The following is a 16,265-nucleotide window of genomic DNA, read 5'->3' as shown; positions in this document are numbered from 1 at the left end:
GTTCGACCGGGGTGCCGTTCAGGGCGCCGTCCATCGTCTTCTTCCAGATGTCCGAGGGGAGGCCGGCGCCATAGATCGGGGCGCCGCCCGCGGTCTGGATCGGCTGGGACTGTGCGGTGCCGAGCCAGACCGCCGTCGACAGCGACGGGGTGAAGCCGATCATCCAGGCGTCCTTGTCCGCGCCGGTGTCGCCCAGCTGTGTGGTGCCGGTCTTGGCCGCCGCGGGGCGGCCCGCCAGCGCGTGCCCGTTGGAGTACGCGGCGATCGGCAGCATCGCCGAGATCGTGGTGTTGGCGATATCCGCCGGAATGCGTTGCTGCGCGGGTAGTTGCCCCTTTCCGGGAAGGCCGCGGTCCAGCAGCACCTGCCCGTCGCCTGTCACCACCCGCTGGACGAAGTACGGCGGGCGGTACATGCCCGAGTTCGCGACCGTCGCGTAGGCCGAGGCCATATCCAGTGGCCGCACCGAGTACACGCCCAGCACGATCGCCGGGGCCGGTGGTCCGCCGTTCTCGGTGAGGGTCTTGCCCGGCACGCCGGGGATCTGATCCGGAATACCGGCCTGATGCGCGGCGTCGGCGATCGCCTGCGGGCCGATCGCCTCGGTGAGCCGGTAGAAGCTGGTGTTCAGCGAGCGCTTGAACGCCTCGGCGAGCGAACAGGTGCCGCAGGATTCGCCCTCGACGTTGGTGACGTCGACCCCGTTCACCGTCACGGGCGCACTGTTGAGTTGATAGCCGAGCGTGATTCCCTGCTGTAGCGCGGCCAGGACGGCGAAGGTCTTGAACGAGGATCCGGTCTGCAGCGGGGCCTGCGCGAAATCGAAGCCGACACCGTCGTCGCCGCCGTAGTACGCGCGGATCGCGCCCGAGCGCGGGTCGATCGAGACGACCGCGCTGCGCAGCTGCGGCGGCTGCCCGCTCAGGGTGCCGTGCACCGCGTTCAGGGCGGCCTGCTGGGCGCGCGGGTCGATCGTCGTGGTGATCCGCAGGGCGCCGGTGTCGATCTCCTGTTCGCTGATCCCGGCCGCGCGCAACTCGGCCAGCACCTGCGTGCGGATCAAACCGTTCGGTTCGTGCGCGGCGTTGTCGGCCAGGACGGTGGCGGGCACGATGGGCGGGAACCGCACCGCCGCGCGATCCTTGGCGCTCAGCGTGTGCATAGTCACCATGCCGTCGAGCACGTAGTTCCAGCGGGCCTGCAACTGCGTCATATGAGTCTCGGGATCCAGGATCGAGGGCGTGCGGATCACCGCGGCCAAGACCGCGCCCTCGGCCAGGGTCAGCTGCCCGACCGGCTTGTCGAAGAACGCGTGTGCCGCGGCCTGGATGCCGTACGCGCCGCGACCGTAGTAGATGGTGTTGAGGTAGGCGGCGAGGATGTCGTCCTTGCTCCACTGCCGCGCCATCTTCGCCGAGATGATCAACTCGCGCATCTTGCGTGAGAACGTGCGCTCGGAACTCAAGAAGGCGTTCTTGACGTACTGCTGGGTGATGGTGGATCCGCCGCCGGCATCGTCCCTGCCGAGCAGGTTGTCGCGCGCGGCGCGCAGGAATGCCTGGGTGGAATAGCCGGGATTGGTGTAGAAGGTGCGATCCTCGGCCGACACCACCGCCTGACGTACCGGCACGGGCACGTCGGACAGCGGAACGGGGGTTCGATTACCTTCCGGAGGAACGACTTTCGCCAGGACCGTGGTGCCATCGTCAGCGGTGATGATGGCGATCTGGTGTGTCTGCACGGCCGCCGGATCCGGAATCTCGGCACTCCAGTAGGCCAGCGCCAGCAACAGCGCCGGAATGGCCACGAAGATCAGGAACAGGGCCAGCAACAGCCGTCGGATGCGCTGCCCCCGGCTGGCCGGCGGGCGATCGTCGTCCGGTCCCGTCTCGTCGGGCCGCGGGCGCCGGCGAGGCCGGGCGGGCGCGCCATGAGGCGGACGCCGCCGCACCCCCGGAAGCTCGTTCCACCCAGCTATCGATGCGTAAGGGGCCGACTCCCGAGCGCCCCTCCGCCACCGCTTGCGGATCGAACCCACGACCAACTCCTTCGCCAGAACCGCCAACTGGACGAACAGTGACCGAACTACCGCATGAACAGATCGAACGTGTGGAACAGATCGAACGCGAGCAGATCTAGAACCAGACTACGGCGCACGCAACCCCACCGCGCCAATGTGAATCCGGATACTAACACCGTAGACCGACAGCCCACACGGAAGTTTTCAAACCCTGTGGACAACCGAGATGCCGTCAACCGCCGGTCGCCAAAGCAAATCTCCCGGCACCCACCCGGCGCGATGCCACCGTGACAACTGATCTCGTCAGATCCGGGTAACTCACCGGGTACGGGCTAACTCCTCACTCTCTCAACCGCCGGTCGCCAACGCCACTGGTGTCGCACGTGAGCCTGGCCTGAGGCGCGGGGAGGCGGATTAGCGCGGAGAGGCGGGACAGCTCAACTCTTGACGCCGCCCGCGGTCAGGCCGGAGATGATGCGCCGCTGGAACGCCAGCACCATGACCACCAGCGGCACGGTGACGATGACGCCCGCGGCCATGATCGCGGCGTACGGCTGCACCAGCGGGTCGTTGCCGGTGAAGCGGGCTATCGCGACGGTCACCGGTTCGGTCGCGTCGGAGGACAGCAGGCTGGAGAGCAGATATTCGTTGACCGCGGCGATGAAGGCCAGGATCGCCGTGGTGAACACCGCGGGCGCGGCCAGCGGCAGCATCACCAGCCGGAATGCCTGCAGGCGCGACGCGCCGTCGATCCGCGCGGCCTCCTCGAGTTCCCAGGGCAGTTCGGCGAAGAACGAGGCCAGGATGTAGACGGTCATCGGCAGCACGAACGAGATGTTCGGGATGATCATCGCCTGGTAGTGCCCGAGCCAGCCGATGTTGGTGAACAGCTGGAACAGCGGGGTCACCAGCACGACCACCGGGAACATCGATGCGCTCAGCACCAGCCCCGAGACCAGGGTCTTGCCGCGAAAGGTGATGCGCGCCAGGGCGTATGCGGCCATGCTGCCGATCAGCAGCGCGATCGCGGTAGTGGCCGCGCCGATCACGACGCTGTTGGTGAGTGCGCGGCCGAAGTTGTTGCCGCGGCTGGTATCGAAGGCGTTGGTGAAATTCTCGGTCGTCAGATGCGTCGGCCACGGGGTGTTGTCGAACGTGTAGTTCGGGTCGCGGAACGCGGTGACGGCCATCCAGTAGAACGGTCCGAGCCCCCACACCAGCACGATCAGCGCGCCGACGTAGGTACTCGCGGAACTCAGGCGGCGGCGCAGGGGGACCTTCGCGGCGATCACCGGCGTGGATGTCGTGGATACCGCAGTCATCGTCCAGCCTTCCGCTGTTCCTCCTGTGTCGCGACCGCATTCGCGCCCAACACCTTCACCAGCACGAACGCGACCGCGAAGATCAGCAGGAAGGTGAGCACGGACAGCGCCGAGGCGCTGTTGGCCCCCTGGCGGACCTGATCGACGACGAGGATCGACAGGGTGCGTGTGTTCGGATTACCGCGCGTCATGATGGCGGGCAGGTCGTAGAGCCGCAGCGCGTCCATGGTCCGGAACAGGATCGCCACCAGCAGTGCGGGTTTGAGCAGCGGCAGCGTGATCTGGGTGAACCGCTGCCAGGTCGAGGCGCCGTCCACCCGCGCGGCCTCGTACACGTCGGCCGGGATCACCTGCAGTCCGGCCAGGATCAGCAGCGCCATGAACGGCGTCGTCTTCCACACGTCGGCGATGATGACCGCGAAGCGGGACCACCACGGATCGGTCTGCCACAGGATATGCGTGCCGAGCACGCGATTCACCACGCCGTCGTACTGGAACATGAACTCCCACAGCCGCGCGGTGACCGCGGTCGGGATGGCCCACGGGACCAGCACCGCCGCGCGCAGCAGCGCCCGGCCCCGGAACGTCTTGCCCATCACCGTGGCCATGCCCAGGCCGATCGTCGTCTCCAGCGCCACGGTGATCACCGTGAACAGCACCGTCACGATGATCGCGACCCAGAACTGCGAGCCCAGATTGCCGGTCGGGCAGGATTCGGTACCGCCGGAGGGCATTTGGCACTGCTGCATCAGCCAATGCGTGTAGTTGCTGAACCCGGCGCTGCCGCCGTTGACGAACATGCCGGTCACCGGGTCGAGGCCGGAGTCCTTCTGGAAGGACATCCACACCGCCCGCACGACCGGATAGCCGATCACCACCGCCAGGGCCACCAGCACCGGCGCCACGAACAGCCAGGCGCGGGCAGGCCCCTGCAGCAGACCCACTCGCCGCCGTGGTCGCTGATCGGTCCGCGTCTCGGTGGCCTGCACTGCTCCCGAAGGATCTGACACCGTTCTTCTCTCTCACGGGCTCGACGCCGAGCGTTGGCGGTGGGATACCGCGCCGGATCGGCGCGTCGGTCGCCGGCTCGACAGGGATCTCGGCGCGGCCGCTACGAACCGGCGGCCTCGATGCCCTTCTGCATACCGGTGATCGCGTCGTCGACCGACTTGGATCCGTTCAGCGCCGCGTAGGCGTTGTCCTGGATCGCCTTGGACACCGCCGGATAGAACGGGGTGACCGGGCGCGGCACGGCGCTGGCGATCGAGTCACGCAGCGTCGGCAGGTAGGGGAACTTGGCGATCAGCGCCGGATCGTCGTAGAGCGAGGAGAGCACCGGTGGGTACGCGCCCTCGGCGACGATGTGCTGGGCGTCCTCGCTGGTCAGGAACCGCAGGAAGTCCAGGGCGGTGGCCTTGTGCTTGGAGTAGGCGCTGATGGCGGCATTGTATCCACCCAGGGTCGAGGCGCCGATGCCGTCCTTACCGGGCAGCGGGGCGACGCCGACATCGCCCTTCACCTGCGATGAATCGGCCTGTGCCACACCGTAGAAGTTGGGCCAGGTGCGCAGGAACAGCAGCTTGCCCTGGGCGAAGGCGTTCTGGCTCTCCGGCTCCTCGAAGGAGATGGCCTCCTTGGGGATGTCGCCGTTCTTGTAGGCGCCCACGAGCGTCTGCAATCCGGCGCGGGCCTGCGGGCTGTCGATGGTCGGGGTCTTGCCGTCCGGGCCGACGAAGGTGCCGCCGAAGGCGTTGATCACCTCGGCGGTGTTCACCGTCAGGCCCTCGTAGGGCGCGAACTGCCCGGCATAGCAGCCCAGGGCGTGCGACTTGGCGATACCGCAGTCGCCCAGCATCTCGGTCCAGGTCTTGGGTGCGTTGGGCACCAGATCCTTGCGGTAGTACAGCAATCCGCCGTTGGTGTTCAGCGGCGCGGCGTACAGGGTGCCCTTGTACGTGGCGCTGGCCACGGTCGGCGAGAGCAGCGTGGAGGTGTCGATGGAGAAGGAGTCCTTCAGCGGCTGGATCCAGCCCTTGGCCGCGAATTCCGCGGTCCAGGTGACATCCAGCGCCATCACGTCGTAGTCGGACTGCTTGGCCTGCAGGTGCTGGGCCATGTCGTCGTGCTGCTGGCTGGCGTCGTTGGACTGTTCCTTGAAGGTGACCTTCTGATCCGGATGCACCGAATTCCACCGGTCGATCAGCTGTTTGACCGCGCCTGTCTCGGAGGTGTCCTGGCCCTCGACGTAGGTGATGGGTCCGCGGCCGGTCAGGTCCTGACTGGTCGGACTACTCGTGCTGCTACTCGAACAGGCGCTGGTGAAGGTCGCCGTGAGCAGCGCCGCCGACGCGGTTACCAGCGCTGCGCGCAGCGCCAAGGACGAGCGTCGTGACGTCACCTTGTTCAAAGCCATCGATACTCCATGGTCGTTACGAGCACAGCCTCCGTTGGCGCGCACGGGGACAATCCGGCCGGGGGTGAACCGTGAGCTGGCACACTCGGCCTGTTGCACAAGGGAAGATACATTGTCGCGTACCGGTTGTGTCGGTCGGATCTCGTATTGTTGGCCGCGATGTCGACCCAGCAAACCCAGGACAAGTTGCTCACGCGGATCGGCGGTCTGCTGCGTCAGGCGGAGTCGACCGACAACGAACACGAGGCCGAGGCGTTTCTCGCGGCGGCGCAACGTCTCGCGACCCGTTCGTCGATCGACCTGGCCGTGGCGCGCGCCCACATCACCGGCCGTGAGCGCCGTGCCGTGCCGGTACAGCGAATCATCGCGATCGGCGAGCCCGGTAAACGCGGGCTGCGCACCTACGTGCAGCTGTTCGTGGCGATCGCCGCGGCCAACGATGTGCGCTGCGATGTGGCGCGCACCTCGACGCAGGTCTACGCCTACGGATTCGACACCGATATCGATACCTGCGAGGCGCTGTACACGAGCCTGCTGGTGCAGATGGTGCGCGCGGCCGATCTGTACATCAAATCGGGTGGGTATCGGTCCGCGACGGTCGAGAAGGTGGTCGTCGAGCGGCGTCTCGGGCGCTCGGTGCGGCGGCGGGTGCAGGCGCCGGTGGCGGCGGTGACCGCGCGGCTGAACTTCCAGATGGCCTTCGCCGCGCGCGTGGGCCGTCGCCTGGCCGAGGTGAAGGCGGACGTGGAGGCCCAGGTGCGCGCCGAGCCCACCGCCGCGCCCGGGACGGCCGTGGCCCTGCGCGACAAGGAACTCGAGCTGTCCGGCTTCTACGACAGCACCTCCGAGGCGCGCGGGGTCTGGCGCGGGCCGCAGGCGTCGGCCGGATACTCCCCCGGCGCCCGGCGCGCCGGAGATCGGGCGGGCCGGGCCGCGAGGCTGGGCGCCTCCCCCGAACTCGGTGCGGCCCGTGGGCAACTCGATCCGGGCGACCGTGAGTGAGCCGCTGACGCAGCGCGCCCCGCGTACGACGACGGCGCCGAGCGCGGCGAGGTTCGGTCGTGGGTGAGCGGGACGGGCAGCGTGCCCGGGTGTACGACGCCGAGGGGCTGGTCCGGGGGATGTTCGATCGGGCCGACGAGTCGGGGGTGCGGACGGTCGAGCTGTACGGCTCGCACATCACGTTGCCGATCGAGCGCCGGTTCGCCTCGGTGGAGTCGGTGCAGAGCTACGCGGACCGGGTGCTGGCGCTGAACTGGGTCCGGCAGCGGTGGACGCGCGCGTCGGATTCGGTCACGGTGCGCGCCCGGGCGGGAGTGAACGCCGCCCACTACGAGACCGAGCGGGCGGTGCTCGCCGTACCCCTGCACACAGGTGGAACTGCCTGGGCCTTAAGGGAATTGGTGATTCTGCACGAGCTGGCTCATCACCTCGGATCCGGTGACGCGCGCCGCGCGCCGCACGGACCGGAATTCTGTTCGCGATACCTGGAACTGGTCGACGGCGTCATCGGTCCGGAGGCGGCGTTGGTCCTGCGCACCGCACTGCTCGGGTGTGGCGCGCGACTCGGGTGAGCCCGGCCGGGTGTCCGGCTCCGAGGATCATGGGGCCGGACGATCACGCGCCGGACGATCAGACCTCCAGGGTCTCCTCGATGTTCTTGAGCCGGTGGCGGGCCATCGCCAGATTGGCCCGGCCCCGGTCCAGGGCCATGTAGAGGAACAGCCCCTTGGATTTACGGCCGGTGACGGGTCGGATGATGTGGTATTGGCTGTACAGCGAGATGAGGATGTCCTCGATCTCCTCGTTGAGTTCCAGCTGTTCGATGGTGCGCAGTTTGGCACGCACCACCTCGGTGTTGCCGGCGGCCGCGATCTGCAGGTCCAGGGCCTTGGAACTGCCGAGCATGCCCAGCGCCATACCGCTGTTGTAGTCGACGATGGCGGCGCCGATCGCGCCGTCGATCCCCATCATGTCCTTGAGTGCGAGATCCATATTGGACATGTCTGTTCCTTTCGATGTATTCGATGCCCTCGTTATGCCCGAGGACTTTTCGTCGCCGCCGCCAGGAGGTCGGCGATCGCACGTGCGGCCGGTCGTGCCTCCAGATGGAGCCGGCCGACGTTCACCCCGGCGGCGGTCAGGACCGTCAGCGCGGTCCCGTCCGCCGCGTAGATCGCCACGTACCCACCGCTTCCGTGCACCACGACCTCGTGGAACCCGCCCCCGTACGCCGTGGTGACGATCCGGAACGACAGCGCCAGTTGCGAAGCCGCCAGTGCGGCCATCCCGGTGGGCTCGATACTCGGGGGCAAAACATGGGTGATGAGCAGCCCGTCACCGGATGCCACGAGCGCGCCGGTCACGTGCGGGATGCCCGCGCACAGCCTTCGCAGTTCGGTCTGTACCGCGTCGTTCGCCGCGGCCATCGTCGGGGTGATCGTTTCCACCGTTGGTCAACCTTTCATCGAATTGCCGGGCGGTCCGCCCGCGGTCAGGCGAGTTCGTCCAGCGCGGCCCGGAGCCGGATGAGCAGGTTCCGGTCGACGGGCTCCCAGCGGTCCCCGTCGGGGATCGTCGTCATCGAGGGGGTCCGGCGTCGGAGCGTGGGTGCGGGCTGGGCGGGTCTGAAATCCAGCGGGGGACTGGAATCCGGCACGGATGCGGGCCCGGCGAGCTCGAAGTCCGTCGGTGTGGTCTGTTCGGTTTCCGCCGCCGGGATGTCCTGCACCGGCGCTTCGATCAGTCCGGCGGCCGTCAGATCGCGCACCGCCGACAGGCAGGTATACGTGGTTCGGCCCAGATCGTGAGCGATCGCGGCGACGCTTCGCCGGGCGTCCGCGGCGCCGAGCACCTCGGCCTGGCCGGCGGTGAGGGCCACCCGGCGGCGGCGGACGCGGCGGACCGGTACGACGGGGTGACGCTCGACCCATTCGGCCGGCCACGTCTGTGTTGGCGTGTCGATGCGCCGTTGGATCTCGTGGACGAGCGTGCCCGGCGTGATCCGGCAGATCGGCGCGAGCCAATGGGGTTGGGTAGGGCGGAATTTCGCACCGGAGGCCGATGGTAAGAGGAAATACGCGGCGTCGAATACCGAGAGCAGGGCCAGGATGGCCAGCCGCGGGGATTCCAGCAGTGTCGCCGGCTGACCGGTCTCGGCTCTGTACCAATCCTCGGCCGTCGCCACGCCCGTTTCCACCACGAGCCGGTCCAGTCCGGTCGCACGACGACAGGCGGCGGCCGTGACGGCGCCGCCGACCAGATGGAACGCCCCGTCGTCCAGGCGCAGCACGCCGGTACGTCGTTCTCGCTCCAGCTGTCGCAGCACGATCGCGGGCTCGACACTCATGGCCGGTTTTCCATGAGCCCGGACAGGATCGCCCGTAGCCGAAATCGCGCCATGGCCAGATTCCCGGTGTCGTCGTCGAAGAGCACATGGACGAACAGGCGTCCCTCGAAATCTCCGTCGACCAGGTTCAGCAGGTGATATCCACCGGGACCGCAGACGAGGATCTCGGTGATGTCGTCGTTGGCGCCGCCGATCGACAATGCCGGGCAGCCGAGTACCGCCCGGACCACGTCCGTGGTGGCCGCGGCGTTCTCATGCTCGTCCAGCAGTTCGTGTCGCCCGGCCGCGGCGATGGCCAAGCCGCTCACACAATCGACCAGTGTTACGCCTCGCGCGCCCGGAATATCAATAATCTGCTCCAGACAGCTGTCAATTCCGATCACCGTGCCACCGCATGTCAAATAGAGAAGTCATGTCATATTCAGAAGCTCGAATTCAGACGCTACAACCGTCGATGCCGGTTGTACAGAAAAATGACAGATAACTTCTGGCAATCTGATACTTACTGGTATCCGGATAAATCAGACACACCCTTGGCATGGTGGTTCCCGCAGCGATTCCCGGCCTCTTCGGCACTTGATAATAAATTCCTTTCGGTCGGTTTCCTTCGGGTAATCGGACGATTGCGGGCAGGGCTGAGGTGCTGTGCTCGGCGATGGCTGCATCGGTATCGCTCGAAATGAAGCGACCGAGCGGTTTTGGTTCCAGTTGCTATCAACCGGGCTTTACTGGCTTGTGACGTGGTAATTCGGCGGTAAAACGGCCTGCTATCAGGGGTGAGGTGGATCGTGTCGGCCAGCTCGCCCGACTGTTGCGGCAATTTGGCGGATAAGGTTGCTCTAAACGTTGCCCCCTGACAGAATGGCCTACGCGACACCGAGTTCGATGGTTGTCGTGGCCCGGGCGATGCGACAGCCCTATCTACTATCAAAGGGATAAACTTGTCAAAGTCATATGTGTACTTATGGTTATAGGTCAGCGGCCAGAGTTCATCCGGCAAATTTCCAGTCAGGAAAACCTATTATCGTGACCGGGCGCGGCTAGAACGCGCCGGCCCGGGTTTCGATTCGATTCGATCGTCGTCGTGCGGGGGGATTCCGTACCCGCACGACGGCCGAATATCGGGTGTTCCGTCAATTTCTCCATCCGCGGAGTTCGAACCATGACAACCGGCGCTTTCGCTGGATCGACGCGGTTGCCGGCGTTCGGCCGACGAGCTGCCCAGGAGGTGGCCCGGCAGTTGACGACGGCATCCACGGTGATGCGAACGGGCGATCTGCACATCTCCGGCGATCCGGGCGGACGAATACGGGTCGTGCGGGGGCGGGTGCTGATGGTCAGCACCGCGGGGGCTCCTGGCGTCCGTGAGCTGCTGGCCCGCCCCGGACGGACGGTGTCCGGAGATGCCGAGCGCCGGGCACTGGAGCAGATAGCGACGCTCGACGCCGCGTTCGCGATCGCCGCGGGGTGGATCGACGGCAGCTTCTGGACCACCGACATCGATATGGATCCGGTGGGTCCCGGCGGCAGGGTGTTGGAGCGTTACTTCACGGGCATCGAGGCGGACCGGCTCACCGAGGAGACCGAACGCAGGCTGCGCGCGTTGGCCAACAGGCGGGTGTCGCCGCACCGAAATCGCTTGGCGCGCACCGAGCAGGGTGAATCCCTGCTGCGTGGCTGTCCACCCGGGCAGCGGCGGGAAATCCTGCTTCGTGTGAATGGGCAGCACCGGTGTCGAGACATCGCGTTCGCGCTGGGCCGCGGCCTGTATCCGGTGACCGTCGAGGTCTCCCGGTTGCTGGCCGAGCATGCGTTGGTCGTGCCTGCCGGCTCGGACGGCCGCACTGCCCTGCCCGATCCGGAGGTGTCGCGGCTACCGCGCCGGTGCCGCGGCGCCAGCGGGATCAACCAGCTGTATCCGCCGCGCGCACAAGAACTTCCGGACGACACCTCCCCCTAATCACGCCGCCGCACGAGGCGGACAGCAGAAAGGATGCGATGAACACGCCTATCAATACGAGTCCCGGCAACCTGACCGATCGGGTCGGACTGATGGTCAAGCGGCTACGGTCCGATGTGCCGGACTGTGTGGCCGCCGGGGTCATCGATATGTCCACCGGAATGCTGCTGGCGGTGCAGACCGTCGACAACCATCCCGCCGAGGTGCTGGATCTGCTGGCTGCCGCGACGTTGGAGCTGTTCCAGGGCCGCAATGTCGTGATGATCGAGGACATCTGGAAGGAGCGCAGGGGCGTGCACAGCGACGTGCACTACTTCCAGGAGATCCTGGTGAACAGCGAGAACCTGGCGCATCTGTTCCTGCGCGCGGACAGTAGCGACGACATGGTAGTGGCCGTCGTATGCCGCAAGTCGGCCAACGTGGGCATGCTGATGGCTCAGGCCAGGCGGATCGTGCGGGAGTCCGGACGACTGTGAGCTGCCGCGGCAAGTTTCCCGGTGGCCGACGTCAGTACCTCCGGTTCGCCAGCACCGGCAGCACCCGCCGCACCTGCGTGATCCGGTCGGGGTCGATATCGGTGATCAGCAGGTCCGCATCGGTGTCCAACGCGGCGAGGACCTGACCATCCGGACCGACGACGCGGCTGTGGCCGACACCGAGCGGCGCGGTCGTTTCCGCCGCGGTGGCCGGAAGGGCCTGATCGCAGGCGGCGATGTAGGAGGTGGAGTCCAGGGCCCGGGCGCGGGTGAGCAGCCGCCACTGCTCGGCCTTGCCCGGGCCGTCGCCCCAGGACGCGGGAACGACGATCAGGCTCGCGCCCTCGGCGGCCAGGGTCTGGAACAGCCCGGGGAAGCGGAGGTCGTAGCACGTCGCGACGCCCACCGCGGTGCCGTCGATCTCGAGCAGCAGCGGTTTGTCGCCGGGGGCGACGGTGTCGGATTCGGCATAGCCGAAGGCGTCGTAGAGGTGGATCTTGTCGTAGTGCGCCTCGGCGCCGCCACCGGTGATCAGCAGGGTGTTGTGCACCCGGCCCGAATCCGCGGGGGTGAACATCCCGGCGACGATCGTCAGTCCGTCACGTTCGGCGATGGCGCGGACCGCATTCGCCCACGGCCCGTCGAGAGGTTCCGCGACCGGTTCCAGCGGGGCGCCGAAGCATCGCATCATGGCCTCGGGAAATACGAGCAGCCGGGCCCCGGCCGCCGCGGCCCGGGTCGCATGGGCATCGATGAGGGCGAGATTGCGTGCGGGATCCGCGGTGCTGGTTACCTGGGCGAGGGCGATTCGGCTGAGCATGCGGCTTACCTTCCTGGTGTATACATATTGTATGCATAATGCGGCATTATCGGGGCGGGAGCGGGCCTACAACTACGTCAAGGACCAGGTGTTGACGTCGCTGCCCGCGACCGGCGTCTTCCTGAACGAGCAGGAACTCGCCGACCGGATCGGCGTCTCGCGTACCCCGGTCCGCGAGGCGCTGCTGATGTTGCAGGCCGAGGGCCTGGTGGAGATGGTGCCGAAACGGGGTGCGCACGTTCCGGCGATGAGTGGTCGTCAGATGGCCGAGCTCATGGATCTGCGCGGGGTGCTCGAAAGGCACGCGGCCAGTAAGACGTTGGCGGCCGGTGCGCCGCCGGTGGCCGCGATGCGCGAGGTGCTGGCACGGCAGGAGGAACTCGCGGATTCGGCCGCCGCCGAACAGGCGCGGGCATTCATCGACTGGGACAGCCGATTTCATCAGATCCTCATCGATGCAGCTGGCAGCGATCTGCTGTCGAGCACCTATGCCGGACTGCGCGCGCGCCAGCTGCGGGTGGGCCTGGCCGCGCTGTTCGCCACCGCCGACCGGCAGCGCCACGTCTGCGGTGAGCATCAGGCCATCATCGACGCGCTCGAGGCCGGTGACGCACCGCTCGCCCATGCGAAGATCGACGATCATCTCGAGATCACTTTACAAATTCTGTTGCGGGCGTGATGCTTTCGGCAAGTTCGCTGTAGCGCTCGTCCGCGCTGTTGTCCGGGTCGCGGCCCAACGCGATCCCGATCACGGTCAGCGCGGCGGCGACCAGGATGTAGCAGGCCAGCGGGATCCAGCTGTCGAAGCGGCTCAGCAGTGTGGTGAAGATCAGCGGCGCCAGCGCGCCGCCGAAGACGCCGCCGATCGTGTAGGCCAGTGCGCCGCCGGTCGAGCGCAGGTGAATGGTGAACTGCTCGGTGACGAACGCCGCCTGTGGTCCGTACATGAACGAGTGGAACCCCAATCCGATCGTGATGCCGACGATCAGCGCCAGGGATGAGCCGCCGCCGATCAGCGGGAAGAAAACGACCGTCCACACCAGTGCCCCGATCGTCGCGACGGCGTAGAGCAGCCGCCGGTTGACGCGGTCCGAGACCGCGCCCGCGAACGGGATCGTGACGAGCTGGAAGCCCGAGCCGATCAGGACGGCGATCAGGACCGTGCCGCGAGCGAAATGCAGGTGATGGGTGCAGTAGGTGATCGTGAACACGGTGAACAGCGAGTAGACGATATCCGGGGCCAGCCGTGACAGGACCGCCGCGATCAGGCCGCGGGGCTGGGTGTGCAGCACGTCCTGAATCGGCGCCTGGGCGCGCTCCCCGGATTCCTGCATGGCCCGGAAGATCGGTGTGTCCTCCAGCCGCAGCCGGATCCACAGGCCGAAGGCCACCAGCAGCGCCGAGGCCAGGAACGCCACCCGCCACCCCCAGCTCTCGAATTGGGATTTGCTGAGCGCCCAGGTGAGCAGCGCGAGAACGCCGTTGGCGAGCAGATTGCCCGCCGGCGGGCCGACCTGGGCGGCCGAGGCCCAGAAGCCACGCCGTCGCGGATCGCCGTATTCGCTCGACAGCAGGACCGCACCGCCCCATTCGCCGCCGATCGCGACGCCCTGCGCGAACCGCAGCGCGACCAGGATGATCGGGGCCGCGATGCCGATCGCGGAGTGGCCGGGGATCACGCCGATCGCGGCGGTGGTCACGCCGATCAGCAGCAGCGTGATCACCAGTAGCTGTTTGCGGCCCAGGGTGTCCCCGAGCCGGCCGAAGACGAATCCGCCGATCGGTCGCGCTAGATAGCCGACGGCATAGGTGGAGAAGGCGAGCAGCGTTCCGGTGAGCGGATCCTCGCTCGGGAAGAAGACCTGCGGGAACACCAGCGCGGAGGCGGAGGAGTAGACCGCGAAGTCGTACCACTCCAGGGAAGTGCCGGTCAGGCTGGCGGCGAAGGCTCGGATCAGCGCGCCGCGTTGTTGTGCCACCGCGGCGGGTGAACCGGTATGTGCCGGGTGATCGGCCGACATGACGCTCCTGTCCTTTGCGAGCCGAGGGCGACTCTATCCCCGGCCCGGCTGTTGTACAGGTTACATACTTGCTGTATACAAGACGAATGCGCAAGTCTTTCGGTGTAAACGGTTGATTACCGCCGACACCGGACCGGAACAACAGGAGGATCGCCGGATGCCGCAGCTCACCTTCACCCTGCCCGATGGCGTCGTGGAGCAGGTCGATGTCACGGCGCTCTACAACGCCGGCTACGCCGGACGGCAACAGGACGAGGTCGCCGCGCATATCGCGGAACTGGCCGAACTGGGTGTGCCCGCGCCGCAGACCACGCCGACGCTGTACCCCATCGCGCCCTACCTGGCGCAGCAGGCCGACGAGGTCTTCGTACAGCACGCCCGGACCTCGGGGGAGGCGGAGTGGGCGTTGGTCATCACCGCGCACGACGTGCTGCTGACCGTGGCCTGCGATCACACCGACCGGGCGCTGGAGACGCACGGCGTGGCCTGGAGCAAGAACGCGGCCCCCGACGTGCTCGGCGCCCGTGCGTGGCGGCTGTCGCAGGTCGCGGATCACCTGGATGCGATCACCCTGAAAGCCTGGGTAGGACAGGGTGATTCGGCGCGGATGGTCCAGCAGGGCACACTCGGTGATCTGCTCGCGCCCGAGTATTGGCTGGGAGTACTGGCCCAGCGCGGCGCGGACAAGCCCGGGACCGTGCTGATCTCGGGCACGATCTCCATGCTGCCCGGCGTCGACCAGTTCGGTGATTCGTGGCGGGTCGAGATGGCCGATCCGGTGACCGGGGAGTCACTGGAGTGCGGCTATCGCGTCGTGCCGATGGCCGAGCCGATCGGCTGATATTGGTCGAATGCCGTTGTCGCGAGCCGAAATCGCGGACCGTGGGTCAGTGGGGCAGCAGCTGCCGTACGCGGTCGAGGCGGTCCAGCCACCACCGCGTTCGATGCGGATCGGTGTGCCGGAAACGGTGCAGGAGTTCGGGATCCGGGGCGGGCGGCGTGCGCGGGACGGGGAGGAATCCGTCGACCGGGCGCAGCGAATCGGACACCACGTCACCCTCGAACAGGCTCAGCGTGCCCAGCCCGCAGGCGAAGTCGAGTTCGGGCAGGGCGCCGGCGAGGGCGAGCTGGGCCGACAGGCCGACGCTCGTCTCCAGGGCCGAGGAGACCACGCAGGGCAGACCAGCGGCCTGGGCTACCCGCAGTGCCCGGCGCACCCCGCCGAGCGGTGTGCATTTCAGCACCGCGATATCGGCGGCCCCGGCGACGGCCACGCGCAGCGGGTCCTCGGCGCGGCGGATGGATTCGTCGGCGGCGATGCGCACGTTCACCCGGCGGCGCACGGCCGCGAGTTCCTCGATGGTGCGGCACGGCTGTTCGACGTATTCCAAACCCCCTGCGGCACGGTCGATCTGTTTGATGTGCGTGACGGCGGTGTCGACGTCCCAGAGGGCGTTGGCATCGATCCGCACCGCGCCGCCGGGACCGAGCGCCGCGCGCACCGCCTCGACCCGGGCCAGATCCTGCGACAGCGACTCCGGATGATCGGCGACCTTGACCTTCGCCGTATGGCAGCCCGATCCGGCGACGATCGCATGCGCGCGTCCGGCATCGACCGCGGGCACCGTGCAGTTGACCGGAATCCGGTCGCGGACCGGCTCCGGCCAGCCCTCTGTGAGCTGCTCGACCGCGGTGGCCAGCCAGTTCGCGGCCTCGCGATCGTCGTACTCGGCGAAGGGGCAGAATTCCCCCCACCCGAGCGGCCCGGGGATCAGCACACCCTCGCGCACGGTGATGCCGCGAAACCTGGTGCGCATCGGGATCGCGTACACGACGGCGGCCTCCGGATCCAGCTCCGCGCTCACGCTCGAGCCTCCCCGTCGA

17 protein-coding genes are annotated in these 16,265 nt (G+C 67.4%); 6 read left to right on the top strand and 11 right to left on the bottom strand.

Going from position 1 to position 16,265, the window contains the following annotated elements; all coding sequences use genetic code 11:
* The 4 genes from JZ791_RS20840 to JZ791_RS20825 all read right to left on the bottom strand — a co-directional run.
* Positions 1-1,951: transglycosylase domain-containing protein (locus tag JZ791_RS20840; RefSeq protein WP_438804547.1), on the bottom strand; the 1,951-nt coding region annotated here is incomplete at its 3' end.
* A 506-nt stretch (positions 1,952-2,457) separates the two neighbouring features.
* Entirely contained in the window at positions 2,458-3,342 is an 885-nt protein-coding gene (locus tag JZ791_RS20835; RefSeq protein ID WP_216896835.1) for a carbohydrate ABC transporter permease, read from the bottom strand.
* Positions 3,339-4,352: a carbohydrate ABC transporter permease gene (locus JZ791_RS20830; RefSeq protein WP_216896834.1), complete on the bottom strand. Its 1,014-nt coding sequence runs from the start codon at positions 4,350-4,352 to the stop codon at positions 3,339-3,341. Before JZ791_RS20830 ends, JZ791_RS20835 begins: the two co-directional genes overlap by 4 nt.
* A gap of 101 nt (positions 4,353-4,453) precedes the next feature.
* Positions 4,454-5,755 (bottom strand): ABC transporter substrate-binding protein, encoded by a 1,302-nt coding sequence (locus JZ791_RS20825; RefSeq protein WP_216896833.1) that lies wholly within the window; start codon positions 5,753-5,755, stop codon positions 4,454-4,456.
* 159 nt (positions 5,756-5,914) lie between these two features.
* Here JZ791_RS20825 and JZ791_RS20820 point away from each other — a divergent pair, with 159 nt between their 5' ends.
* Both JZ791_RS20820 and JZ791_RS20815 read left to right on the top strand, forming a co-directional pair.
* Positions 5,915-6,757 (top strand): DUF2786 domain-containing protein, encoded by an 843-nt coding sequence (locus JZ791_RS20820; protein ID WP_216896832.1) that lies wholly within the window; start codon positions 5,915-5,917, stop codon positions 6,755-6,757.
* A gap of 59 nt (positions 6,758-6,816) precedes the next feature.
* Positions 6,817-7,329 (top strand): TIGR04338 family metallohydrolase, encoded by a 513-nt coding sequence (locus tag JZ791_RS20815; protein ID WP_216896831.1) that lies wholly within the window; start codon positions 6,817-6,819, stop codon positions 7,327-7,329.
* Between the two features lie 58 nt (positions 7,330-7,387).
* Here the strand turns inward: JZ791_RS20815 and JZ791_RS20810 are convergent, their stop codons facing one another.
* From JZ791_RS20810 to JZ791_RS20795, 4 genes are read right to left on the bottom strand one after another with little or no spacing between them, the layout of a single operon-like run.
* Positions 7,388-7,759: a hypothetical protein gene (locus tag JZ791_RS20810; RefSeq protein WP_216896830.1), complete on the bottom strand. Its 372-nt coding sequence runs from the start codon at positions 7,757-7,759 to the stop codon at positions 7,388-7,390.
* Positions 7,760-7,791: 32 nt separating this feature from the next.
* A complete protein-coding gene (locus tag JZ791_RS20805; RefSeq protein ID WP_308163011.1) occupies positions 7,792-8,205 on the bottom strand; it encodes a roadblock/LC7 domain-containing protein in 414 nt (137 codons plus the stop codon).
* Positions 8,206-8,249: 44 nt separating this feature from the next.
* Complete coding sequence (locus JZ791_RS20800; protein WP_216896829.1) at positions 8,250-9,104, bottom strand: DUF4388 domain-containing protein; 855 nt, start codon at positions 9,102-9,104, stop codon at positions 8,250-8,252.
* Positions 9,101-9,412: a hypothetical protein gene (locus JZ791_RS20795; RefSeq protein ID WP_308163010.1), complete on the bottom strand. Its 312-nt coding sequence runs from the start codon at positions 9,410-9,412 to the stop codon at positions 9,101-9,103. Before JZ791_RS20795 ends, JZ791_RS20800 begins: the two co-directional genes overlap by 4 nt.
* Positions 9,413-10,266: 854 nt before the next feature.
* Between JZ791_RS20795 and JZ791_RS20790 the strand changes: the two genes are divergently transcribed.
* Together JZ791_RS20790 and JZ791_RS20785 are read left to right on the top strand one after the other, a co-directional pair.
* Entirely contained in the window at positions 10,267-11,064 is a 798-nt protein-coding gene (locus JZ791_RS20790; RefSeq protein ID WP_216896827.1) for a hypothetical protein, read from the top strand.
* Between the two features lie 38 nt (positions 11,065-11,102).
* Positions 11,103-11,540: a hypothetical protein gene (locus JZ791_RS20785; protein WP_216896826.1), complete on the top strand. Its 438-nt coding sequence runs from the start codon at positions 11,103-11,105 to the stop codon at positions 11,538-11,540.
* Between the two features lie 31 nt (positions 11,541-11,571).
* Here JZ791_RS20785 and JZ791_RS20780 read toward each other — a convergent pair whose 3' ends face one another.
* Positions 11,572-12,360: a carbon-nitrogen hydrolase family protein gene (locus JZ791_RS20780; RefSeq protein ID WP_216896825.1), complete on the bottom strand. Its 789-nt coding sequence runs from the start codon at positions 12,358-12,360 to the stop codon at positions 11,572-11,574.
* Between the two features lie 31 nt (positions 12,361-12,391).
* On the opposite strand from JZ791_RS20780, the gene JZ791_RS20775 reads away from it, so the two are divergent.
* Complete coding sequence (locus tag JZ791_RS20775) at positions 12,392-13,039, top strand: GntR family transcriptional regulator (protein WP_216896824.1); 648 nt, start codon at positions 12,392-12,394, stop codon at positions 13,037-13,039.
* On the opposite strand, the gene JZ791_RS20770 is transcribed toward JZ791_RS20775, so the two are convergent.
* Positions 13,011-14,381 (bottom strand): MFS transporter, encoded by a 1,371-nt coding sequence (locus JZ791_RS20770; protein ID WP_216896823.1) that lies wholly within the window; start codon positions 14,379-14,381, stop codon positions 13,011-13,013. The two genes, JZ791_RS20775 and JZ791_RS20770, sit on opposite strands and share 29 nt — an antisense overlap.
* Positions 14,382-14,538: 157 nt before the next feature.
* On the opposite strand from JZ791_RS20770, the gene JZ791_RS20765 reads away from it, so the two are divergent.
* Positions 14,539-15,222, top strand: coding sequence for a DUF2848 domain-containing protein (locus tag JZ791_RS20765; RefSeq protein ID WP_216896822.1), 684 nt, complete (start codon positions 14,539-14,541; stop codon positions 15,220-15,222).
* Between the two features lie 46 nt (positions 15,223-15,268).
* Here JZ791_RS20765 and JZ791_RS20760 read toward each other — a convergent pair whose 3' ends face one another.
* Positions 15,269-16,246: an o-succinylbenzoate synthase gene (locus JZ791_RS20760; RefSeq protein WP_216896821.1), complete on the bottom strand. Its 978-nt coding sequence runs from the start codon at positions 16,244-16,246 to the stop codon at positions 15,269-15,271.
* Between the last annotated feature and the right edge of the window lie 19 nt (positions 16,247-16,265).

Origin of the sequence: Nocardia alni, assembly GCF_019038435.1 — a bacterium.
Taxonomy (GTDB): domain Bacteria; phylum Actinomycetota; class Actinomycetes; order Mycobacteriales; family Mycobacteriaceae; genus Nocardia; species Nocardia alni.
The sequence above is the reverse complement of the archived record's forward strand: the minus strand, read 5'-3'. Positions and strand labels throughout refer to the sequence as shown.

Coding starts and splice junctions, on each gene's coding strand:
- JZ791_RS20835 (WP_216896835.1), bottom strand. CDS start 3,342: ATGACTGCGGTATCCACGACATCCACGCCGGTGATCGCCGCGAAGGTC.
- JZ791_RS20825 (WP_216896833.1), bottom strand. CDS start 5,755: ATGGCTTTGAACAAGGTGACGTCACGACGCTCGTCCTTGGCGCTGCGC.
- JZ791_RS20820 (WP_216896832.1), top strand. CDS start 5,915: ATGTCGACCCAGCAAACCCAGGACAAGTTGCTCACGCGGATCGGCGGT.
- JZ791_RS20810 (WP_216896830.1), bottom strand. CDS start 7,759: ATGTCCAATATGGATCTCGCACTCAAGGACATGATGGGGATCGACGGC.
- JZ791_RS20800 (WP_216896829.1), bottom strand. CDS start 9,104: ATGAGTGTCGAGCCCGCGATCGTGCTGCGACAGCTGGAGCGAGAACGA.
- JZ791_RS20790 (WP_216896827.1), top strand. CDS start 10,267: ATGACAACCGGCGCTTTCGCTGGATCGACGCGGTTGCCGGCGTTCGGC.
- JZ791_RS20785 (WP_216896826.1), top strand. CDS start 11,103: ATGAACACGCCTATCAATACGAGTCCCGGCAACCTGACCGATCGGGTC.
- JZ791_RS20780 (WP_216896825.1), bottom strand. CDS start 12,360: ATGCTCAGCCGAATCGCCCTCGCCCAGGTAACCAGCACCGCGGATCCC.
- JZ791_RS20775 (WP_216896824.1), top strand. CDS start 12,392: ATGCATAATGCGGCATTATCGGGGCGGGAGCGGGCCTACAACTACGTC.
- JZ791_RS20770 (WP_216896823.1), bottom strand. CDS start 14,381: ATGTCGGCCGATCACCCGGCACATACCGGTTCACCCGCCGCGGTGGCA.
- JZ791_RS20765 (WP_216896822.1), top strand. CDS start 14,539: ATGCCGCAGCTCACCTTCACCCTGCCCGATGGCGTCGTGGAGCAGGTC.